The following is a 23,523-nucleotide window of genomic DNA, read 5'->3' on the forward strand; positions in this document are numbered from 1 at the left end:
TTTATCAATTGTAGTTTTTAAATCAATTCTTTAGTAGATTCTCTTATTACAAGTTCTGGCATCACCACTATTCTATCAAAGCTTTGACCATTTATAAGATTTATAAGAGCTGTTGCCGCACTTTCTCCTATTTTGTATCTATCCTGCCTTATAGTTGTAAGTTTAGGACTCATATATTGGGCTATTGTAATATCATCAAAGCCAACTATAGATATATCTTCTGGAACTTTTAGTCCAAAATTATCAAACATTTCAATAGCTCCAACTGCCATAAGATCACTAGCACAAAATACAGCTGTAAATTCTTTATTAGAGTTTATAAGTTTTTCTGCAGCCAAACCTCCTCCTTTACTTGTAAAGTCTGAATATACTATTAAATCTTCATCTATAGGAATACTATATCTATTTAATGCTAAATAATAACCATCTAATCTTTCAAAGCTTACAAAAGCATCTTTGTGTCCATTTATAAAAGCTATTTTTTTATGTCCAAGATTTATAAGATGTTCTACCGCCATAAAAGCCCCTTTAGTACTATCAACTCCTACACAAGTTGTTTTAGGATTTTTTATGCTTACATCAAACATTACACATGGATATTCTATATTAGTAAGCTCTTTGTAATAATCATCGCTTAGTTTAATTCCCATTATAAATGCACCATCTAAATTTTTTTCATTAAAAAGAGTAGATAAATTTTTATTTTTCTGCATATCTGTTGTAGTTGAAAGTATAATAGTTTCATATCCCTGCTTTGAAGCAGAATTTTTAAAAGCCATTAAAGTTTCAAAAACTATTGGATTTAAAATAGCATCATTATCATAATCTTCTATAAGCATACCAAGCCTGTAATTTTTCCCATTATTTTGAGTTTTATTTATTACATTAGGCTTGTATCCTAACTGCTCTGCTATTTCTAAAATATTTTTTCTTGTCTTTTCACTAATGTCGCTGTAATTATTAAAAGCTCTTGAAACTGTGCCTACAGATACTCCAGCTTTTTTCGCAACATCTCTTATTGTAACTTGCTTATTTTCCATATGAATACCCCCAATTTATATAACTAATTAAATTAATTATATCTATAAGCACAAATTAATAAAATATCAATTATCTTTTTACTGAAAGTACTTTATCTTTTTCTAATTTGCAGCACTTATTATATACCAATATTTCTACAGGCTCTGATGCTTCAAATAACACTTCATCTTCTTTTATAGTTACTTTAATTATATTTTTTCTCCAATTTATATTAAATGAAAGTTCATTCCACTGTTTTGGTATCCATGGATTAAAATTAAGTCTTTGATCTTTATCTACACTTAATCCACCAAATCCAAATACTACACTTTGCCAAGCTCCTCCAGTATTTGCCGCATGAATTCCAAGTTCTGTATTACCTTGGTTATCATTTAAATCTGTCATAATAGCTTTAATAAAATATCTATAAGCATTATTGCTATCTCCTACAGAAAGTCCCATAATAGAATACATAGATGGACTTAGAGATGACTTATGCATAGTTCTTTCTTCGTAGTATTTATAATTTTCTCTTCTAACATCTTCATCAAATTCTTCTCTGAGCATAAGCATAAGCATAATTACATCTGGCTGTTTTATAAGCTGTGTTTCTCCAAGTTTATCTAACTCTACATCTTTAGGCCATACTGGCATACCATTTTCATCATATTCAGTTATTTTTATATATTTCAAATCAAAATATCCTTCAAACTGCTCTATAATTCTTCCATCCTTGCTTTTAGGAATATACATTTTCTCTTGAATATCTTGCCATATTTTAAAATCTTCATTATTTAATCCAAGTTTAATACAAATATTATTAAAAAATGACATATCTTTATTCTTTATCCATTCAACTAATTCAAGAGATTTTTTAATACTCCATTTAGCAAGATAATTTGTATAAACATTATTATTCACATGTTCATGAAATTCATCAGGGCCTATAACATTGTTTATTTCATATCTATCTTTAAGTTTATTATATTCTACTCTGCTTTGCCAAAATTTTGCAGTGTCTAGAAATATTTCAAGCCCATAATTTTTTAAAAAATCTTCATCATTGGTAGCTCTATAATATTCCCAAATAGCAAAAGTTATATCTGAATTTATATGAAATTCTTCATCTCCAGTCCATATTCTAACTGGATTCCCTAAATAATCTATTCCCCACTTTGGAGTAACCTCAACACCTTCATCTGCTGATTCCCAAGGGAATTGTGCTCCTTTAAAGCCATTAAGCATAGCATTCTTTCTAGCTCCTTCTAAAGTATTGTATCTATACATTAAAAGTGCTTTTGCTGTTTCAGGACTTGTATATATAAAAAATGGAAGCATAAAAGTTTCTGTATCCCAGAAAACATGTCCTTTATATCCTTCTCCATGAAGTCCTTTTGCAGCTATGCTTATTTTGTCATCTCCTTCATAAGCTGATGAGGATAAATGAAAAAGGTTAAATCTTATTCCCTGTTGTGCTAAATCATCACCTTTAATTTTTATATCAATATTAGTCCATATTTTTTCCCAAATTTTTATATGTGCATCTTTTTCTTTTTCGTAACCATCATATATAAAATCTTTAAGTTCTTTTTCAAAGGCTTCTTTTATAGAACAATTTATATCTCTAGAAGTATAAGTAGCTCCAAGCTTATAAATCGTATATTCATTATCCTTTACAGCAAAAATTTGATAAAGTTCCCTTACCTTTTCTCCAAATTTATTGAATTTTCTCTCTTTTAAAAAATTCCCTTCTTCATTTAGCCCAATAAGTGAAGTACCTTCCATGATTTTAATTTTTTTATCAATAGTAGATGTAATAAGAGCTATTCCTGGTTTTAAATCTATTAACTCTTCTACATTAAAATGTTTAGTAGTATTAATAGGATCTAATGTATTATTTGTAATTGTCCCATCTATAATATTTTCAATCAAAATTTTCCCATTAAAATTAATTGGTGTAATTAAATATTTTGCTGCCCATCTATGTACATTATTTCTACTTACAAATCTTTCTGATGCTACCTTTATTATTTTTCCCTTTGGAGTTTTTATTTCAAATTGAAAACTTAATATACCTTCTTTCATATTAAGTTTTCTTGTAAAATTTAATATTTCACATATATCTAAATCTACAAGTTCTTCTTCAATATATAAATTAAATCCTAATATGTCTTGACAATTTACTATTTCAGTAACTTGAGCAGTATTTTTATCAAATATTCCCGCAATAAAATTTCCTCTTTCTCCTAATTTAGAAAATTCCAATGCTCCTCTTAGTCCTTTATATCCATTAGCTAAAGTAAATAATGTTTCATATTTTCTATTTTCTCTTGAATTATATTTATCTTGAACTATTTCCCATAGCAAGTCCATATTTTCGCCCCCAATTCAATATTGTTATTCCGAAAAATTTATATATATTTTTGTATTTTATTTTTGTTATATTTATTATATATCCTTTTAGTAATCATTTTCAAACATTAAAATAGATTAAATTTTAAAATTAGAACTGTTTTTCTTTATAATTCATCTATTTTATCAAAAACTCTTTTTATTTGTTTTTGTGAAATTTTTGTTTTGTTTTTGTAGATTTGTTTTGACATATGTTAATATGGATTTTAAAATATTCAACATAGTATACAAAAATAAAAAAATAAAAAAATTAAAATAATAAAAAAATTAAAATTAAAAATAAAATTTGTTATAAAATTAAAAAAGTCATGAATAAATAAGGATTTTCCTTATTTATTCATGACTCTTTTTAAATTACAAAAACATTGCTTTATTTTAGTTTATATTTATAAATTTATTTATGTCTTTCAGATAACAATTTGCCTCCTGCTCCTATGTTATCCATACTATTTTCTCTTATTAAGATTTGAAATGCTTGTTCTGGAATTCCTAATACTTCTGAAGAAGTTTTAGTAAGTTTAGCTACAAGCTCAGCTTTTTTGTCTTTAGTAAGCTCTGGCCCATCAAATTGAATAAATGGCATAAAAATCACCTCCCTTCTAAAAATTGAAACATTTCACTATCTTTTCTAAATTTGCATATCTATACTGTAATCCTGTTGAATTTTTAATCAAATTTTTCTTTATTTATAACAATTTAAATTATAACTCAATTTTTAGTTTATAAATAACTATACTCAAGCTAGAATGGCAGAAATTTTTTGTATTGATTTGTAAAAAATATATATATAATTATATAGACTAAATTATAAATAAATATATAAACTATAAGCTATTCTAATTTAAAAGTTCTCTTCTTATCCAGTCAAGTGTGTTTATAACTGTGCTATTTCTTATCTTTTGTCTATCTCCTGATAAGTTTAATTTTTTTGTTTTTATATTTCCATTGATATATAGACCAACATACACAAGTCCTACTGGCTTTTCTGCTGTTCCTCCTGATGGACCTGCTATACCCGTTACAGAGACCCCTATATTTGTTCCTGCAGCTTTTGCTATCCCTTCAGCCATCTCCCTTGCTGTTTCTTCACTTACTGCGCCATATTTTTCAAGAGTTTCTTCTTTTACTTTAAGTCTTTTCATTTTAGCTTCATTACTATAAGTTATTGCTCCTTCTATAAATACCGAAGAAATACCTGGATAATTTATTAAAGTTCCTGCCAAAAGTCCTCCTGTACAAGATTCTGCTGTAGCTATAGTTAAGTTTTTCTCAATAAGCATCTTCCCAACAACATTTTCTAAAGTTGTTTCACCTTCACCATATATATTATCTTTTAATCTTTCTCTTATCTCTTTTTCAACAGGAGCTATTAATTCATAAGCTTCTTCTTCTGTTTTTGCCTTTGCTGTTATCCTAAGTATTGCTTCAAAATCCTTTGCATATGGGGCTACTGTAGGATTTTTACTTTTCTCTATTATATCATCTACCATCTCTGCCATAGCACTTTCACCAAGTCCCGCTACTCTAAGTACCTTTGAGAGCAAAACTCCCTCCGAAAATTTTTGTAAATATGGTACTACATAATTTTCAAACATAGGTATCATTTCTTTTGGTGGTCCAGGAAGCATTATAAGTATTTTATTATTTTCCTCTATAATACATCCTGGAGCAGTTCCATTAGGATTAGGTAGAACTATTGAATCTTTTGGTATATATGCTTGCTTTATATTATTTTGCACCATAGTTTTCCCTGATTTACTTAAAAATTCTTTAATATGATTTAATGATTTTTCATGCAAAATTAATTCTTTACCAAAATATTTAGCACCTATTTCTTTTGTCAAATCATCTTTAGTTGGTCCAAGTCCCCCTGTGGTAATCACCATATCTGCTCTTTCAAAAGCTAATTCATAAGCTTTTGAAAGTCTTTCTTCATTGTCCCCAACTACTGATTGATGATATACATTTATACCTAAATCTGACAGTCTTTTTGCTATATACTGAGTATTAGTATTTACTATATCTCCAAGCAATATTTCTGTTCCAACAGCTAATATTTCTGCCTTCATATTTAAACCTTCTTTCATATATAAAAATTTATGGTTTATATAATCATATAAATTATAAAGTCTAACCTAATATGGAAATTAAAAAATTTTCCAATCTAAGTTATAAATTTATTTAAACATTAATTTATTAATTAATTATTCATAATATTGCCAAGCTACTGCAATATAACAGGTTTACTATATAACTAAAATAAATATTTAAAGTTAGGAGATGATAAAATATGAATTTTGAAAATGAAAAACAACAGTTTGAGAATACTTTTGAAAATACTGATGATAAAAATATTATTCTTACTAATGATACAAATTCTTTAAATATAGATGCACCAAAAGATTTTAATGAATCTTCTAAAAACCCAGGTAAAATTAATAATAATTTTTCAAATGCTTCTTCGCCAAGCAAAAGTAAACCCAAAATACACACTGCTTTAAAAAATAAAATAAAAAGTATTAACCCTAAGTTAAAAAAAACAGTTCTATTCGTACTTATATGTATTATTTGTTTTGGTCTTGGAATATTAACAGATAGAACAATAGTTAAACATCAAAGAGCAAGAATTCTTGATAATAAAAATATTATTAGAGAAAAAATCCCTAATAATAATGCTCCTTTTAATAAAAAAAATAGGAATTGGCAGTAAAAACACTAGCTGATGAGTACATATAACTACTCATCAGCTAGATATTTTGAAGTTTATTTAATGGGGATGCATTAATTCTCTTATCTAAATTCTCTTGCCTGTTTAAATTTTATATATTATTTTTAATATTATTCAGCTTCTTCGAATTGATCTTTTCCAACTCCACAAAGTGGACAAACCCAATCTTCTGGTACATCTTCCCAAGCAGTTCCAGGATTTACACCATTATCTGGATCTCCTAGCTCTGGGTCATATATATATCCACAAGCTATACAAACATATTTTTTCATAATTTTTTCCTCCCTAACATTTAATATCAATTAATACTAATTATATTTTATCAATATCTTTCCAAAGTGTAAATAGCTAGTTAAAATATAATTGTTAAATTATTGTATCATAGATATTATTTTACCTTGCACTAAATTATTTTATTCTTTTTTAGTAAAATTATTAGTAAAATTAAATGTTTTAATATCAATTATAATTTAGCCACAATAAGCTGTAAATTAATTTGCACTATACAATTTATAGTGCTTTTAAATTTCTATTATATCTATATATAGCGGTCAATATTTAACAAAAAACTTTTGGTGAGATAATTATAGTTATTAATTGGATTTCAATAAAAATATTTATGATAAATAAAATTAATAAATAAATTGCAAAAATACAGATTATATTAAAGTTTTAATTTATAATATTTTTAATAATAGTATGTAAATGATATAATTAAAATAATTTCAAATATTTAAAATTATATGCTAATTAAGCATTATATTGTTGACGTTTTACAAAAAAAACTGTAATATGTTGTTAAGGAATAAAAAACCATAGAGTTTTGACTTAGGTTATTTGACAGCTGAATTAGGCAGAACAATTATTGTTCTGCCTTTTTTAGTAAAAAACACTATATTAAAATTTTTGTAATGGTTTAATTTTTTATAATACACTTGACAAATGCTTACTAAAACGAATAAAATTGTAATGTTTTTACAATTTTATTTAAATTTACTATTTTTATTCTGTTTATAATTATAAAGAAAGGGTGAACTTATGAATAAGCCTAAATATGCAAAAAAAGTTATATTAAATTCAAATAAAATAAAAAAATTTAGAACCTATAATATTTTTGGAAGCCATTTAAAAACAATAAATGGTATTTCTGGAGTTAGATTTACCCTTTGGGCTCCTAATGCAAAATATGTAAGCGTTGTTGGTGATTTTAATAATTGGACAGGCTCGTTACACAAAATGAAAAAAATAAAAAGTTCTGGAATTTGGACTTTATTTATACCTAATTTAAAATGCGGTGACATATATAAATACGAAATCATAACTTTAGATAATAAAAAATTTTTAAAATCAGACCCTTATGCTTTTTATTCTGAACTTAGGCCAAACACAGCCTCAAAAATAGTATCTCTTGATAAATATACCTGGCACGACGAAGAATTTATATTTAAAAGAAGTACAACCCCTCTTTATGACAAAGCTTTAAATATATATGAGGTGCATTTAGGTTCTTGGAAAAGAGATGAAAATAAAGATGATGAAGATAATTTTAAAAATTATAAAGACATAGCTGACGAATTAGTAGAATATGTTATAGATATGGGTTATACACACATAGAAATACTACCTGTTACAGAACATCCTCTTGATGCTTCCTGGGGATATCAAAGCACAGGATATTATTCAGTTACAAGCAGATACGGTACACCAGAAGATTTTATGTATTTTGTAGACAAATTTCATCAAAACAATATAGGTGTTTTGATAGACTGGGTTCCTGGACATTTTTGTAAAGATTCTCATGGTTTATATAGATTTGATGGTACACCTCTTTATGAATACGATAATCCTATTTTAGCTGAAAATTTTGATTGGGGAACTGCTAACTTTGATTTAAGCAAAAAAGAGGTACGTCATTTTCTAATAAATAATGCTCTATTTTGGTTTGATGTATATCATATAGACGGCATAAGAGTAGATGCAGTAGCTAATATGCTTTACTTAAACTATGGTAAAAAAGAAGGAATGTCTATAAAAAATAAATTTGGTGGAAATGAAAATTTAGATGCTATTGATTTCCTAAAAACATTAAATAAAACTGTATTTAGATATTTCCCTAATGTACTTATGATAGCTGAAGATTCCAGTTGTTTCCCATACATAACAGCACCTACTTATTTAAATGGTGTAGGTTTTAACTATAAATGGAATATGGGTTGGATGAATGACATGCTTAAATATATGCAAATGGATCCAATTTACAGAAAATATCACCATAATTTAATAACTTTTTCGCTTATGTATGCATTTTCAGAGAATTTTATACTTCCTCTTTCTCATGATGAAGTTGTACATGGTAAAAAATCTCTTTTAGATAAAATGCCTGGAGATTATTGGCAGAAATTTGCAAATTTAAGACTTTTCTATGGATATATGATGTCTCATCCTGGTAAAAAACTTTTATTTATGGGAGCAGAAATAGGGCAATTTTTAGAATGGCGTTATACTCATAGCTTAGATTGGACACTTTTAGATTATCCAATGCATAAATCTCTTAATTTATATTTTAAAGAGATAAATTCTCTTTATAAAAAAGAAAAAGCTTTATGGGAAGTAGATCACAGTTATGAAGGTTTCCAATGGATAGATCATCAAAATTTTGAGCAAAGCATAATATCTTTTATGCGTATAGGTAAAGAAAAAAAAGATTTTATTATAGTTATTTGTAATTTTACACCAGTTGTATATCATAATTATAAAATAGGTGTACCAAGTTTTGTTCATTATAAAGAAATATTTAATAGTGACAATGAAGCTTTTGGTGGTTCTAATGTTTTAAATAAAGATGTTATAAAACCTCATATAGAAAATTGGCACAATCAGCCTTATCATATAGAAATCACTATACCACCTTTAGCTACAATTTTTATAAAACCACATTATAAATATAAAATAAAGCTTCCATCAAAAGCTATTAAAATTAAATAGCATTTTGATTTAATAAAATTATAACTTTAAGGGGGATAAAAATGAGTATTCAAAAGAAAGAAATGATTGCAATGATACTAGCGGGAGGACAAGGCACCAGACTTGGGATACTCACAAAAGGAATAGCTAAACCTGCTGTACCTTTTGGCGGGAAGTATAGAATTATTGATTTTCCACTTAGCAATTGCTCAAATTCAGGTATAGATACTGTAGGGGTTCTTACACAATATCAGCCTTTTATTTTAAACACCCATATTGGTATAGGTACTCCTTGGGATTTAGATAGGCACACAGGAGGAGTAAGTATATTACCTCCTTATATGAGAGATAATGGCGCAGATTGGTATAAAGGTACTGCAAACGCCATATATCAAAACATGAACTATATAGACAGATACAATCCTGAATATGTATTAATATTATCTGGTGATCATATATATAAAATGGATTATTCAAAGATGTTAGAATTTCATAAAGAAAAAAATGCAGATGCAACAATAGCAGTTCTTAATGTTTCTTTAAAAGAAGCTAGCAGATTTGGAATAATGAATGCAAAAGAAAACTATGAGATATACGAATTTGAAGAAAAACCTAAAAATCCAAAAAGCACTCTTGCATCAATGGGAATTTATATATTTAATTGGGATGTATTAAGACAATTTCTTATAAAAGATGAAAATGATAAAAATTCTAAAAATGACTTTGGTAAAAATGTAATTCCAAGTATGCTTGAAGCAGGAAAAAGAATGTTTGCCTATCCTTTTAAAGGATATTGGAAAGATGTAGGTACAATAGAAAGTCTATGGGAAGCAAACATGGATTTATTAAATGAAAACAATGAGCTTAATATTCATGATAAATCATGGAAGATATATACTGTAAGTCCTACTCTTCCTCCACAGCATATTGGTAAAAATTCAAAAGTTATTAACTCTCTCATATCTGATGGCTGCGAAGTTTATGGAGATGTTATAAATTCTATATTATTCCCTGGAGTTCATGTTTCAGAAGGAAGTAAAATAGTTGATTCTGTTGTAATGTCAAATACTAAAATTAAATCTAATTCTACTATCAATAAAGCTATTATAGGAAGCGATGTAATAATAGGAGACAATATAAATCTTGGTGACGGCACAAATATTACAGTTGTTGGCGAAGGACAAATAGTTGATTAAGGAGGGGTACTATGCTTAAAAATTATATGGGAATATTAATGCTTAATGAAGATGAAAAAAGAATACACAGACTTGCTAAAAATAGGCCTTTAGCCTCGATACCTTTTGGTGGAAGATATAGAATAATAGATTTCGTATTATCTAATATGGTAAATTCAGGAATTACAAATATAGGAATATTTACAGATGGAAAAACCCGTTCTCTTATGGATCATCTTGGTTCTGGCAAGCCATGGGATCTAGATAGAAAACTAAATGGAATGTTTGTTTTTAATTTTGAACAAAAAAATCATATGAGTGAAATAGAAACATTAAAAAACAATATAGAATATTTTTATAAAAGTAAAGAAGATTATGCTATCTTAGCATCTTCTAATATGATTTGTAATATAGACTATAAAGCTGCTGCTGCATATCATGAAGCTTCTGATGCTGATATAACTGTAATATATAAGAAAATTAATGATGGAAGAGTCAATTTTATTGATTGCAGCACTCTTAACATAGATAAAAATAATAGTGTATTAAGTGTTGGTAAAAATATAGGTATTGAAAATGAATGTAACATATCTATGGAAATGTTTATAATGAAAAAGAAAACACTTATTAATTTAATCATTGAATGTATAAAAACTGGTTATTATGCTTCCCTTAAAGAAGCTATATATAGAAAACTTGATTTTTTACAAGTAAATGCCTATGAATTTACAGGTCATCTTGATTGTATTAATTGTATAAATTCTTACTATAACGCAAATATGAATCTTTTAGACTTAAATATAAGCAGTGAATTATTTTTTAGAAATGGTCTTATTTATACCAAAACTCAGGATGAACCTCCTACAAAATATATTGAAGGTTCAAAAGTATCTAATTGTTTAATTGCAAATGGATGCATTATCGAAGGAAATATAGAAAACAGCATAATATTTAGAAGAGTTAAAATACACAAAGATGCTGAAATAAAAAACTGCATTATAATGCAAAACTGTGAAATTAAATCTGGAGCTAAATTAATTAATGTTATAATTGATAAAAATTGTATTATTGAGGAAGGCAAAGAACTAAAAGGTGATTTAGATTTTCCTCTTGTTATAGAAAAAAAAGGAATATTTGATTAAAATTTAGAAGGAGGACAATTGTAATGAAAATATTATTTGTTGCTTCAGAAGCAGATCCTTTTATAAAAACAGGAGGACTTGGGGATGTTGCTTATGCTCTTCCAAAGGCTCTTAGAAAATTAGGATTAGATGTAAGGGTTATTATACCTAAATATTTAGGTATAAAAGAAGAATTAAAAAATAACATGCTTACTTTAGCTACATTTAATGTACCTGTAGGTTGGAGAAATCAATATGGTGGTCTTCAATACTTAGAATATGACGGCATACCATTTTATTTTATAGACAATGAATATTATTTTAAAAGAGATAATCCTTATGGTTATGATGATGACAGTGAAAGATTTGCCTTCTTTGACAGAGCTGTTTTAGAATCCGTAAATTATATGATAGATTTTACTCCTGATATAATTCATCTTAATGATTGGCATACTGGAATGATTGCACCTATTATGAGAGAACATTTTAAAAATAAACCTAGATTTAATGATATAAAAATCGTATATACTGTCCATAATTTAAAATATCAGGGTATTTTTTCAAAAGATATTTTAGGGGATTTATTAAGTTTTGATGATGATTATTTTAGAGAAGATATGCTCAAATACTATGATGGAGTTTCATTTATGAAAGGGGGCTTAAATTTTTCAGACAAAATAACAACTGTAAGTAAAAGTTATGCCGAAGAAATAAAAACTTCATTTTATGGCGAAGGTCTTCATGGTCTCCTGCAAATTAGGAGTAAGGATTTAAGTGGTATAGTAAACGGAATTGATACTGAAATATTTAACCCTGAAAAAGATAAAGAACTTTTCTATAACTATGATTATAATAATATATCTCTTAAATTGAAAAATAAAGTTAAGCTTCAAGAAGAACTTAATATTTCAAAGGATGAGTCTATACCAATGATTGGTATGGTTACAAGACTTACTTCTCAAAAGGGATTAGATCTTGTATCTCATGTTATTGAAGAGATTTTAAATTTAAATCTACAGCTTGTAGTATTAGGTACTGGAGACAGAAAATATGAAGAAATGTTTAGATATTATTCTGGAATTTATCCTTCAAAATTATCTGCTAACATAACATTTAGTAATACATTAGCTAAAAAGATTTATGCTTCTTCAGATATGTTCCTTATGCCATCTTTATTTGAGCCTTGCGGCATAGGTCAGCTTTTAGCTTTAAGATATGGAAGTATTCCTATAGTTCGTGAAACTGGAGGTCTAAAAGACACAGTTAAAGCTTATGATGAATATACTAAAGAAGGTAATGGTTTTTCATTTAAAAATTATAACGCACATGACATGCTATATACTATAAAAAGAGCATTAAGCTTTTATAATGATAAAAAAACTTGGAATAATTTAGTTAAAAAAGCTATGTTAGAAGATAATAGCTGGAAAAAATCCGCCATAGAATATAAAAAACTTTATTCTTCCATGTTATAAATTTGTAAGTAGACAGCAGTTTCCTTGCTGTCTACTGTATATTTGAGGAGGTAAATTTGCATGAATTTAAGCAAAGAAAAATTTAAATCAGACTATAAAGAAAAGCTATTAAATACATTTGCAGAAGAAATAGATGATGCCTCAAAACTTCATAAATATTTTGCACTTGGCGGCTTAGTAAGAGATTATGTATCAAAAAATTGGCTAAATACAAATAAATGCTATAAAGAAAATAAAGAAAAACAAGTTTATTACTTTTCCATGGAATTTTTAATTGGAAGACTTCTTGGAAGCAATCTTTTAAATCTTGGAATTAGAGATGTATGTGCTGAAGGTCTTAAAGAACTTGGTATAGATTTATCTGAGCTTGAAGAAGTAGAAAATGATGCAGGACTTGGAAATGGAGGTCTTGGAAGGCTTGCTGCCTGTTTTTTAGACTCTATGGCCTCTCTTTCAATACCTGGTCATGGATGTGGAATTAGATATAAATATGGTCTTTTTCAGCAAAAGATAGTCAATGGATATCAAGTTGAAATACCAGATAATTGGCTTAGAGAAGGTAACGTTTGGGAAATAAGAAAAGAAGATAAAGCTGTAGATGTTAAATTTTATGGTAAAATTATAACAACTTATGAAAATCAAAGACTTACATTTATTCATAAAGATTATGAAACAGTACGTGCAATTCCATATGATACTCCTATTATAGGTTACGATAATAACACTATAAATACTTTAAGACTTTGGAGTGCAGAGCCAGTAGAACAAGATTTTGATTTTTCAACTTTTAGTCAAGGTGATTATGTAAGGGCACAAGCTTATAGAGCCTCAGTAGAATCTATATCTCAGGTTTTATACCCTGATGACAGTAACAAAGAAGGAAGACTTTTAAGACTTAAACAAGAATACTTTTTTGTAAGTGCAGGGCTTCAGAGCATAGTTAGAAGATACAAAAAATGCAAGCTTCCAATAAAAGACTTTCATAAATATATAGCAATTCACATAAATGATACTCATCCTTCTGTGGCTGTAGCTGAACTTATGAGAATTCTCGTAGATGAAGAACTTTTATCTTGGGAAGATGCTTGGTATATTACAACTAATACTATGGCCTATACTAACCATACTATTTTAGCAGAAGCACTTGAAAAATGGCCTGTAGATATGTTTAGAGAACTTCTTCCAAGAATTTATATGATTATAGAAGAAATAAATAGAAGATTTTGTGAAGAATTAGCTTATAAATATCCTAATCAGTGGAATAAAATAAACAGTATGTCTATTATTAATAATGGAGTTATTAATATGGCATATCTTGCTATAGTAGGCAGTCATTCTGTCAATGGTGTTGCTAAACTTCACACTGAAATATTAAAGCATAGAGAATTATCAAATTTTTATGACTTTTATCCTGAAAAGTTTAACAATAAAACTAACGGAATAACTCATAGAAGATGGCTTTTAAAAGCTAATCCAAGGCTTGCTTCCCTTATCAATGAAACAATAGGAACAAATTGGATTAAATCTCCTAAAGAGCTTATTCATCTAGATTCTTTTAAATATGATAGTTCTTTTAAAGACAAAATTGATGACATTAAAAGAAATAATAAAATTGATTTTTCAAATATGGTAAAAAATAAATATGGAATAATTTTAGATCCAAACTCTATATTTGATGTACAGGTAAAAAGACTTCATGCTTATAAAAGGCAGCTTTTGAATATACTTCATATAATGTATCTTTATAATACTCTTAAAGAAAATCCTAATTTAGATATATTTCCAAGAACATTTTTCTTTGGAGCAAAAGCTTCTCCTAGCTATCATCTTGCAAAGCAAACAATAAAACTTATAAACAGTGTAGCAGATAAAATTAATAACGACCCAAGTATAAATGGAAAGTTAAAAGTAATATTCCTTGAAAATTATAGTGTTTCTTTAGCTGAAAAAATAATTCCTTGTGCTGATATAAGTGAACAAATATCAACAGCTACAAAGGAAGCTTCAGGAACAGGAAATATGAAATTTATGATGAACGGAGCTATAACCGTTGCTACCTTAGATGGAGCAAACATCGAAATAAAAGAAGCTGTAGGAGAAGATAATATTATAATTTTCGGGCTTAAAGCAAATGAAGTATTAAGCTATAATAAATACGGAGGATATTCTTCCTGGGATGTTTACAACAACGATATGAGAATAAATAAACTTTTAAACCAACTTATAGATGGAACTTTGGCTCCTTCTCGTTCTGAATTTAAAAACATATATGAATCACTTTTAATGTTTAATGATGAATACTTTGTTCTTAAAGATTTTGATGCATATTCAAAAGCCCACGAAAAAGCAAATGAATTATATACTCAAAAATCTAAATGGCTGGAAATGTCTATAACTAATATAGCTCATTCTGGAATTTTTTCAAGCGACAATACTATTAGAGAATATTCTAAATATATATGGGGTACTAAAGAATTAGGCAGACTACCTATATTATAATTATATTAAAATTAACTTTTAGTGCAAAGGCACAATAGATATTTATCTGCTGTGCTTTTTTATGTTATATAAAATATCTCTGCCTATATCTCCATATCCATAACCACTTAAATTAGTAAAAAGTAAATCACTTATTCTTTCTTCTTGAAAAGTGTTTTATAATGCTAGATAATAATTTATAATAATTTATATAAACTCTATTAATTTTAATTCTATAAAAGGGGTAAACAAAAATGTACGTATTATTTGGTAATCAAATTATTGACAGTAAAGAAATGAAAGAAATTATAGAAAAAAACTCAGAATTTAAAGTAATTAAAGATATGAGCAAAGGATCAAAGAGAGACGATGTGCTTGCTTTTAATCTTAGCATAAGTATAGATAAATTAAATAGCATAATATCAGAAAATATGAATATATTAAACAATTCTAAAGACAAAATCAGCGAAGATGACCTTTTTTTAGAATATCTTAATTTAGCAGAAGAATTAGCCTCAGATATAGAAGAATTTATACCAAAAGACGCTATATTAGATATTAAATCTTACAAATGGGATAAATCAGATAACGATATAAAATTAGTTATTGCTATATCTCATGAAGAATTAGGTAAAACAAAATTAAGCAAAGTTATGAAAACACTTTTAAAACAAATTGAATAAGGTTAATTTTTAACCTTATTTAATTTGTTTTACTAATCTTATGTATATATAGTTTATCTTAATTTTATCAAATAATATGATTAACTCACAAAATGTCTTTTATTAAATATTGACCATTATATATAATATAATAGAAATTTAAAAACACTATAAATTGTATAGTAGAAATTAATTTAAAGCTTATTGTGAGTTAATAATACTATAATATTATTTTTATAATATTTAAATTACATGGAGGAAATATCGTGAAATTTTATAATATAAAATCTTCCTTTAATTATTTTAAGTTTAAGACCCTACATCAAAGGCTGATTTTTATTTTAGTTATTGAAACTTCTATAATTTTATTATTACTGTCTTTAGCATCTTATTATACAATTCATTCTATTGAAAAAAATAAACTAAAAGCTTCAATGGTATCTGATTTAGAACAAATTACTTATACAATGACTGAAAGCTATCTTAATATGATACAAATTTCACAGCAAATGTCTCCTGAAGGTACTGTTGGTTCATTACTTGAAAATTATTTTCAAGAAGACTCAACTTTTGATAAATACTTAATAAGTCAGCAAATTTTAGATAGTTTAGTTAAAATTACTTTTGCCAATAGTGATATCGTTTATAGAGCGTATTTTGATCCATCAAATAACTGTACTTATTTTTATAATTTTGCTTCTAAGGATAATTTTTTACCTCAAAATATTAATGTTTTAAAACAAAATGGCAGCATTTATTATCATTCTATACATAAATCTATTGCTATGGGACTTTCTACATGGGATGTTCTTTCAATATCCCGTAAAATTAATATGTCTAACGGAAAAGAACTTATAATTTATATAGAATCTAAAATAGAATCAAAAGAAATTATAGATGCACTTTCAAAATCACAGAATATGAATTATATTCTTTTGCAATTAGATTATAATAACAAAATAAAATTTTCCAGTACAAACGATTTTACTTTAGGTAAAGTTTTTCAATTAAATAATGAAAGCAAAATAGGAAACGGTTACTTCGGTAAATATGAAAAATATGTAGGTGTAAGGGTTCCTTCTAATACTGGATATACAAATGTATTATTATTGCCTGCTAAAGACTACAATCACGAATTTTATATATGGATTAGGAATGTTATAGGAATATTATTTATATCCTTATTCTTATTTGGTTTTTCATTTATTGCTTTATATCGTCTTATTTATACACCACTATTTATATTTTCAAAAGAAATGAAAAAATTGGGCAAAGGTGATTTAAAAGCTGTTTCTATTTCTACTGGTGTAATGGAATATGATGAACTTTTTAAGCAATTTGATATTATGAAACACAGAATACAGAATCTCTTATTAGATGTAGAAAAAGTAGCACAAGAAAAACATCAACTAGAAATTGAAAAAATTTATCATCAGATTAATCCACATTTTTTAATGAATACACTTCACTCTATTCACTGGCTTGCAAAAATGCAAAGCCAAACTGAAATTGAGATTTTTACAAAAGAGTTAAATTATATTTTAGCTTATAGTCTAAACAAAGTAGATAAACAAGCTACTATAAGGACAGAAATTAAAATACTTAAATCTTATCTTAAATTACAAAAAATGCGATACGACTTTCAAGTAAAAGTAAACATAGAAGAAGGAGATTATCTTGACACACCTACAGCACGGATGATTTTACAGCCTATTGCAGAAAATGCTATACAACATGGACTTGGAGAATCTGGCTGTTTAAATATTTCCATATCCCATTTAGATAAAGATAATATTATAATAATTACATTTGAAGATAACGGAAAAGGTCTTAGTGCTGATGAACTTAATAATATTAAACAAGCTCTTGATAAAAAATCTGAAAAAGATAATACACTGGGCGGAATTGGGCTTAAATATGTATGTTATATGCTAGAGTCGTTTTATAAAGATAAAGCTAAAATTACTATTGAAAGTGAATTAAGCCATGGAACTAAAGTAACTTTGATTATGCCAATTTATTATGAAAAATAAATTATTTAATTTATTAACATTAAAATGCATTACTAAAGGAGGTTTTATAAATATGTACAAAGTATTAATTGTAGATGATGATAGGCTAGCACGGCAAGGAATTATTTCAATGATGCCATGGGAAAAATATGGAATGGTAGTTGCAGGAGAAGCACAAAATGGTGAAAAAGCATTAGAATTTTTACAAAAAACACCAGTAGATTTATTATTCGTAGATTTGTCTATGCCAGTTATGGATGGAATTTCTTTAATGGAAAAAAGTCATATTATTAATCCAAATTTACTTTTTGTTGTATTAACATTTCATGAAGATTTTCATTATGTACAAGCAGCTTTAAGAATTGGAGCTATAGATTATATTTCTAAATTAGAAATGGAAAGCACAAATTGTGATGAACTTCTTAAACGAATAAGTGAAAAAGTTGAAAACATTATGCTAAGAAGAAATATTAATTTTAATTATAAAGAAAATATTTTAAAACCTTCTTCAAATACTATTCCTCCTAAAAATAATTTTGATGAAAATAAATGGCAGTATCTTGTTAAAAAATGGAATGAAATGTATTGGATTTACGATGATGACATTTTTGAAGAACTTATTTATCGTACAAAAGAAATTAATGTTTCTATTTGGAGAGTAGCACAAGTATTACTTCATTTAACCAGTGAAGCTGAAAAAAATATAGTTAGCATTAAAAAAAATATTCCTGAATATGAAAATATTGATGATTTCTTTAAGTGGCTTATTTCATTTAGAGAATCATTATATAAAAAAGCTTCTAAAGAAACTAATCTTGATAAAATTCAGCTTTGTATACTTAAAGCTGTAATTTATATAAAAGAAAATTTAAAAAGTTCACTTAGTACAGAAAAGACTGCTCAAATCATAAACCTTAGCAGAAGTTATTTTTCTATTAATTTTAAAAAATATACTGGAATGTCATTTAAAGAGTTCATACGCAGAGAACGTATAAGATATGCCAAAACTTTGCTTGTAAAAAAAGATGCTTTAGTATCCGATATTGCACATGATATAGGCTATGAAGATGTTAATTATTTTATAAGAGTCTTTTATGAATTAACAGGAACCACTCCTGGGGAATATAAAAAACAACTTTACCATTAAATTTTAAAATTTAATATAGTAAAAATAATAATCCTACCAGCTGATATATTTTATTTAGCCAGGGAGGATTATTATTTTTACTACACTTTAACACCATTTTAATACTTAGTCTAAGAAAATAATAATACGATAAGAAAATATCTTTTATTTGACCAGGGAGGATTATTATTTTTACTAGACTTTAACACCATTTTTAATACTTAGTCTAAGAAAATAATAATACGATAAGGGAATATCTTTTATTTGACCAGGGAGGATTATTATTTTTACTAGACTTTAACACCATTTTTAATATTTAGTCTAGGAAAATAATAATCCGATAAGGGAATATCTTTTATTTGACCAGGGAGGATTATTATTTTCCTAGACTTTAACATTAAACTTTAAATTAATAAATATAACCAATACCATCATGTTTAATATTCTCAAAATCAAAAACATTAGTGCTATTTTTATATAATCTATCAATATTAACCTAATTATATAACAAAATACCAATAATTAAACAACATATATCTATATGTACAAAAATTTAATGATGTTATACTTTAAATGTAAACGAAAACATAACTGTAATTTAATTAAACTTATATAGAAAGGAGAAAATTAATAAATGTATAATAAAAAAAATATAAAACATTATTGGATAATGATGGCCCCTGGTTATATTTGGCTGATACTATTTAGTATAGTACCTATGTTTGGAGTTATAATGGCATTTCAAGATTTTAACCCAAGTTTAGGAATTTTCAAATCCCCATTTGTAGGTTTAGAAAATTTTAAATATATGTTCAGTATGAATGATATTAAGCAGGTATTTATTAATACAGTAGTTATAGCAGTAGGTAAATTAATAGGAAATTTAATAATACCATTAATTTTTGCATTACTTCTTAACGAATTAACTGTAAAAAAATTAGTTAGACCTATTCAAACCATAGTATATTTACCTTATTTCTTATCTTGGGTTATTTTAGCAAATATTGTTTTAAACATTTTTGGAGTAACAGGTCCAATTAATAATTTACTAACATCTTTGGGAATGAAACCTATTGTATTTTTTGGTAGGCCAGATTTATTTAGGCCTTTAGTAATAGGTTCTGATATATGGAAATGCTTTGGATATAATGCAGTTATTTATCTTGCAGCTTTAACAGGAATTGATCCCGCACTTCATGAAGCTGCAGCTATTGATGGTGCTGGAAGATTTAAAAGACTATTACATGTTACTTTACCTGGAATAAAAACTACTATAATACTTTTGGCAATTCTTTCACTTGGTAATGTTCTTAATGCTGGATTTGATCAAATTTATAATTTATATAATCCTTTAGTTTATTCAACTGGAGATATTATTGATACATGGGTATATCGTGCAGGTCTTGTAGATTTACAGTTTAGCCTTGCTACTGCAGTTGGTCTTTTAAAATCTGTTGTGAGCTTTATACTTATTATACTAAGCTATATACTTGCAGATAAGTTTACTGGATATAAGATTTTTTAAAATCTAAAACGGGGGGTGAATTCTTTGGTTGAAAATAAATCTTTATCTTCTAAAATATTTAACGTTGTAAACATAGTTTTACTAATTTCAATTTCTCTTTTATGCCTAGTACCTCTTTGGTACATTTTAATGGTTTCACTTAGTGAAAAATCAGCCGTTAATGCTGGTGCTGTTACATTTTGGCCAGTAGGATTTAATCTTCTATCTTACAGCAAAATACTTAGTGAATCAGCTTTTTTCGTATCCTTTTGGGTATCAATAAAAAGAGTTGTACTTGGCACAATAGTAAGTGTTGGAACTACTTTATTAATGGCTTATCCTTTGTCTAAAACATCTAAACAATTACCTCATCGTAATGTTTATATGTGGATATTAATATTCTGTATGCTATTTAATGGCGGTACAATACCTTGGTACTTAACAGTCCGAAGTTATGGTTTAATTGACAATATATGGGGATTGGTTCTTTCAGGAAGTCTTCCAATATTTAATGTTATATTAGTAATAAACTTTTTCAAAAATATACCTTCAGCATTAGAAGAAGCAGCATATATAGATGGCGCAGGTCCTTGGCGTACTTTTATCCAAATATTTATTCCTCTTTCAGGACCAGTAATTGCAACTATTACTTTGTTTACTATAGTTGGACATTGGAATGAGTTCTTTCAAGGGCTAGTTTTAAATACTAAACAATCAAATTATCCATTGCAAACTTATATACAGCAATTAGTTGTAAATTTAGATTTTAACACCATGGATGTAGAACAGATTAAACTTGCATCACAGCTTAATAATAAATCTTTAAACGCAGCTAAAATATTTATAGCTATGATACCAGTTTTAGCAATTTATCCATTCTTACAAAAATACTTTATAACTGGAATTACTTTAGGTTCCGTAAAAGAATAATTTATATAAAATTTGCCTTGATTTTAATTGCATAATTATTTGTGCAAATAAAATATATTAAAATATGTTTAATGAGGGGGATAATAAATGAAAAAAACAAAACTTTTAACTTCTTTTTTAACTTTAACTATGCTAGCTGCAACTTTGACTTCATGTAATAAAGCTGATACAAAAGATGTGCAAAATACAGTTTCTAAAAAAACATCTTCCGAACCAGGTCCATTTGGTAAATATAATGAACCTGTTACCTTAAGACTTGTTCGTACCCTTGATCCTAATGTAAAATTTGATGAAGGACAATCCATTGAAAAAAATGGATATATTGATGAAATTAAAAAGAATTTAAACATTGATATTAAATTTGATTGGATTTGTGCACCTGGTGATTGGGATCAAAAAATCAGCTTGGCAATTTCATCAAACAATCTGCCAGATGCTGTTATTGTAGATACTACAAAATTTAATGCTATGCTTAAATTTGATCAAATTGCAGATTTAACAAGTGTATATAATGATTATGCTTGTGATTTACTTAAAAGTTTTTATAATAGCGGCGGAGAATCTCTAAAAAAACTAACAGAGAGAGACGGTAAAATTATGGGTATTCCTGCTACTTCTCCAAAGGCAAATGGTTTTAATGAAATGTGGATTCGTCAAGATTGGTTAAAAAAATTAAATTTAAAGGTTCCTACAAATATGGAAGAATTAAAAGCTACTGCTAAAGCTTTTGTTGAACAAGATCCAGACGGGAATGGTAAAAAAGACACAATAGGTATTGTTGGCCCAGCTAAATCTGGTACTTTAGCAGGAACAGATGGTAATCAATTTGGACTAGATCCTATTTTTAGTGCACATCAATCTTATCCAGGTTACTGGTTAAAAGACAGTAACGGTAAAGTTGTATATGGTTCTACTCAACCTGAAACAAAAAAAGCTTTAGAAGCATTATCAAATATGTATAAAGAAGGATTAATTGATAAAGAATTACTAGTACGTGATGACAGCATGCAGCCAGTTCTTGATGGTAAAGCTGGTATATTCTTCGGGCCTTGGTGGGAAGGTTATAACATTGCTGATGTTTATAAGCAAAATCCTGCTCCAGATTGGCAAGCTTATGCATCTCCAAGAGCTGAAGATGGAAATTACTATGTTCATTTATCTTCTCCAGCTACTAATTTCTTAGTTGTAAATAAAAATTGTAAAAACCCTGAAGCTGCTGTAAAAGTTATTAATCTTCTTTTAAGAGATGAAGCAAAATGGATAGAAAACGGCTTAAGTAAAAATACAGGTACAGGAGCTGCTTATCCTTTATTCGCTGTATTTGATAATGTAGATGAACTTGAATCCTCTTATAATATACTTAATAAATACATGAAAGGTGAAACTACTATTGAAGATGTAGATTTTAGTACTCATAAACTTCTTAAAGGAGATATGGAAGCAATTAAAAAACTTAAAAAAGAACCACTAGATGATTATTCTATAAATAATTGGGATTTAAAGAGTGATCTTGTATCTAGCAATCTACCTCGTCTTGTATCTATCATGGTTGGAGATAGACCTCTTTCAACAGAAAAGAACATTAAAGAAGTATATAGCCTTTATTACGGTCAAACAGATACTATGACTTCCAGATGGTCTAATCTTCAAAAACTAGAAAAAGAAACTTTCGCTAAAATAATTATGGGTACTGCTCCTATAGATTCTTTCGATGATTTTGTTAATAAATGGAACGCACAAGGAGGAGAAAAAATATTAAAAGAAATTGCTGAAATAAGTAAATAATATTATATACATTAAAATTATAAAATAATAGTTCATTATTCAAAATAACTATTATTAACTCACAAAATGTCTTTTATTAAATATTGACCATTATATATAATATAATAGAAATTTAAAAACACTATAAATTG

At 27.2% G+C, this 23,523-nt stretch carries 17 protein-coding genes and 1 pseudogene; 12 read left to right on the forward strand and 6 right to left on the reverse strand.

Going from position 1 to position 23,523, the window contains the following annotated elements; translation table 11 throughout:
* Positions 1-17: 17 nt before the first annotated feature.
* From B5D11_RS04085 to B5D11_RS04100, 4 genes are all read right to left on the reverse strand, one after another.
* Positions 18-1,040 carry a LacI family DNA-binding transcriptional regulator gene (locus B5D11_RS04085; RefSeq protein WP_078681786.1) on the reverse strand — a complete coding sequence of 341 codons (1,023 nt, stop codon included), beginning with the start codon at positions 1,038-1,040 and terminating at the stop codon, positions 18-20.
* Positions 1,041-1,110: 70 nt separating this feature from the next.
* Entirely contained in the window at positions 1,111-3,393 is a 2,283-nt protein-coding gene (locus tag B5D11_RS04090) for a glycoside hydrolase family 65 protein (RefSeq protein ID WP_078681787.1), read from the reverse strand.
* Between the two features lie 433 nt (positions 3,394-3,826).
* Complete coding sequence (gene dmpI, locus B5D11_RS04095) at positions 3,827-4,015, reverse strand: 4-oxalocrotonate tautomerase DmpI (protein ID WP_078681788.1); 189 nt, start codon at positions 4,013-4,015, stop codon at positions 3,827-3,829.
* Between the two features lie 253 nt (positions 4,016-4,268).
* Entirely contained in the window at positions 4,269-5,501 is a 1,233-nt protein-coding gene (locus B5D11_RS04100; protein ID WP_078681789.1) for a competence/damage-inducible protein A, read from the reverse strand.
* 221 nt (positions 5,502-5,722) lie between these two features.
* Here B5D11_RS04100 and B5D11_RS04105 point away from each other — a divergent pair, with 221 nt between their 5' ends.
* Positions 5,723-6,142 (forward strand): hypothetical protein, encoded by a 420-nt coding sequence (locus B5D11_RS04105; protein ID WP_078681790.1) that lies wholly within the window; start codon positions 5,723-5,725, stop codon positions 6,140-6,142.
* Between the two features lie 128 nt (positions 6,143-6,270).
* Here the strand turns inward: B5D11_RS04105 and rd are convergent, their stop codons facing one another.
* Positions 6,271-6,432, reverse strand: a complete 162-nt coding sequence (gene rd, locus B5D11_RS04110) for a rubredoxin (RefSeq protein ID WP_078681791.1) — start codon at positions 6,430-6,432, stop codon at positions 6,271-6,273.
* Positions 6,433-7,198: 766 nt separating this feature from the next.
* Here rd and glgB point away from each other — a divergent pair.
* From glgB to B5D11_RS04135, 5 genes are read left to right on the forward strand one after another with little or no spacing between them, the layout of a single operon-like run.
* A complete protein-coding gene (gene glgB / locus B5D11_RS04115) occupies positions 7,199-9,145 on the forward strand; it encodes a 1,4-alpha-glucan branching protein GlgB (RefSeq protein WP_078681792.1) in 1,947 nt (648 codons plus the stop codon).
* Positions 9,146-9,192: 47 nt separating this feature from the next.
* Positions 9,193-10,320, forward strand: a complete 1,128-nt coding sequence (locus B5D11_RS04120; RefSeq protein ID WP_078681981.1) for a glucose-1-phosphate adenylyltransferase — start codon at positions 9,193-9,195, stop codon at positions 10,318-10,320.
* 11 nt (positions 10,321-10,331) lie between these two features.
* The gene (gene glgD, locus B5D11_RS04125; RefSeq protein WP_078681793.1) at positions 10,332-11,441 is read left to right on the forward strand and encodes a glucose-1-phosphate adenylyltransferase subunit GlgD; all 1,110 of its coding nucleotides are present in this window, start codon (positions 10,332-10,334) and stop codon (positions 11,439-11,441) included.
* Between the two features lie 23 nt (positions 11,442-11,464).
* Positions 11,465-12,895 carry a glycogen synthase GlgA gene (gene glgA, locus B5D11_RS04130; RefSeq protein WP_078681794.1) on the forward strand — a complete coding sequence of 477 codons (1,431 nt, stop codon included), beginning with the start codon at positions 11,465-11,467 and terminating at the stop codon, positions 12,893-12,895.
* Positions 12,896-12,955: 60 nt separating this feature from the next.
* Positions 12,956-15,394, forward strand: coding sequence for a glycogen/starch/alpha-glucan phosphorylase (locus tag B5D11_RS04135; RefSeq protein ID WP_078681795.1), 2,439 nt, complete (start codon positions 12,956-12,958; stop codon positions 15,392-15,394).
* Between the two features lie 69 nt (positions 15,395-15,463).
* Here the strand turns inward: B5D11_RS04135 and B5D11_RS12515 are convergent.
* Positions 15,464-15,544: pseudogene (locus tag B5D11_RS12515) on the reverse strand (methionine gamma-lyase family protein); the annotation flags it as partial.
* A gap of 83 nt (positions 15,545-15,627) precedes the next feature.
* Here B5D11_RS12515 and B5D11_RS04140 point away from each other — a divergent pair.
* The 6 genes from B5D11_RS04140 to B5D11_RS04165 all read left to right on the forward strand — a co-directional run bounded on the left by B5D11_RS04140 (position 15,628) and on the right by B5D11_RS04165 (position 23,392).
* Positions 15,628-16,056 (forward strand): hypothetical protein, encoded by a 429-nt coding sequence (locus B5D11_RS04140; RefSeq protein WP_078681796.1) that lies wholly within the window; start codon positions 15,628-15,630, stop codon positions 16,054-16,056.
* Between the two features lie 245 nt (positions 16,057-16,301).
* Entirely contained in the window at positions 16,302-18,068 is a 1,767-nt protein-coding gene (locus tag B5D11_RS04145) for a sensor histidine kinase (protein WP_078681797.1), read from the forward strand.
* Positions 18,069-18,120: 52 nt separating this feature from the next.
* Positions 18,121-19,194 (forward strand): response regulator transcription factor, encoded by a 1,074-nt coding sequence (locus tag B5D11_RS04150; RefSeq protein WP_164850168.1) that lies wholly within the window; start codon positions 18,121-18,123, stop codon positions 19,192-19,194.
* 613 nt (positions 19,195-19,807) lie between these two features.
* Positions 19,808-20,698: an ABC transporter permease gene (locus tag B5D11_RS04155; RefSeq protein WP_078681799.1), complete on the forward strand. Its 891-nt coding sequence runs from the start codon at positions 19,808-19,810 to the stop codon at positions 20,696-20,698.
* Positions 20,699-20,713: 15 nt separating this feature from the next.
* Positions 20,714-21,607 carry a carbohydrate ABC transporter permease gene (locus B5D11_RS04160; protein ID WP_228201977.1) on the forward strand — a complete coding sequence of 298 codons (894 nt, stop codon included), beginning with the start codon at positions 20,714-20,716 and terminating at the stop codon, positions 21,605-21,607.
* 87 nt (positions 21,608-21,694) lie between these two features.
* Complete coding sequence (locus tag B5D11_RS04165; RefSeq protein WP_078681800.1) at positions 21,695-23,392, forward strand: extracellular solute-binding protein; 1,698 nt, start codon at positions 21,695-21,697, stop codon at positions 23,390-23,392.
* Positions 23,393-23,523 lie beyond the last annotated feature (131 nt).

Source organism: Clostridium sp. USBA 49 (assembly GCF_900167505.1).
Taxonomy (GTDB): Bacteria; Bacillota; Clostridia; order Clostridiales; family Clostridiaceae; genus Clostridium_AT; species Clostridium_AT prolinivorans.

What these genes read in the sequence shown, in the direction of transcription:
- B5D11_RS04085 (WP_078681786.1), bottom strand. Translation starts at nt 1,040, where the DNA reads ATGGAAAATAAGCAAGTTACAATAAGAGATGTTGCGAAAAAAGCTGGA.
- B5D11_RS04090 (WP_078681787.1), bottom strand. Translation starts at nt 3,393, where the DNA reads ATGGACTTGCTATGGGAAATAGTTCAAGATAAATATAATTCAAGAGAA.
- dmpI (WP_078681788.1), bottom strand. Translation starts at nt 4,015, where the DNA reads ATGCCATTTATTCAATTTGATGGGCCAGAGCTTACTAAAGACAAAAAA.
- B5D11_RS04100 (WP_078681789.1), bottom strand. Translation starts at nt 5,501, where the DNA reads ATGAAGGCAGAAATATTAGCTGTTGGAACAGAAATATTGCTTGGAGAT.
- B5D11_RS04105 (WP_078681790.1), top strand. Translation starts at nt 5,723, where the DNA reads ATGAATTTTGAAAATGAAAAACAACAGTTTGAGAATACTTTTGAAAAT.
- rd (WP_078681791.1), bottom strand. Translation starts at nt 6,432, where the DNA reads ATGAAAAAATATGTTTGTATAGCTTGTGGATATATATATGACCCAGAG.
- glgB (WP_078681792.1), top strand. Translation starts at nt 7,199, where the DNA reads ATGAATAAGCCTAAATATGCAAAAAAAGTTATATTAAATTCAAATAAA.
- glgD (WP_078681793.1), top strand. Translation starts at nt 10,332, where the DNA reads ATGCTTAAAAATTATATGGGAATATTAATGCTTAATGAAGATGAAAAA.
- glgA (WP_078681794.1), top strand. Translation starts at nt 11,465, where the DNA reads ATGAAAATATTATTTGTTGCTTCAGAAGCAGATCCTTTTATAAAAACA.
- B5D11_RS04135 (WP_078681795.1), top strand. Translation starts at nt 12,956, where the DNA reads ATGAATTTAAGCAAAGAAAAATTTAAATCAGACTATAAAGAAAAGCTA.
- B5D11_RS04140 (WP_078681796.1), top strand. Translation starts at nt 15,628, where the DNA reads ATGTACGTATTATTTGGTAATCAAATTATTGACAGTAAAGAAATGAAA.
- B5D11_RS04150 (WP_164850168.1), top strand. Translation starts at nt 18,121, where the DNA reads ATGTACAAAGTATTAATTGTAGATGATGATAGGCTAGCACGGCAAGGA.
- B5D11_RS04155 (WP_078681799.1), top strand. Translation starts at nt 19,808, where the DNA reads ATGTATAATAAAAAAAATATAAAACATTATTGGATAATGATGGCCCCT.
- B5D11_RS04165 (WP_078681800.1), top strand. Translation starts at nt 21,695, where the DNA reads ATGAAAAAAACAAAACTTTTAACTTCTTTTTTAACTTTAACTATGCTA.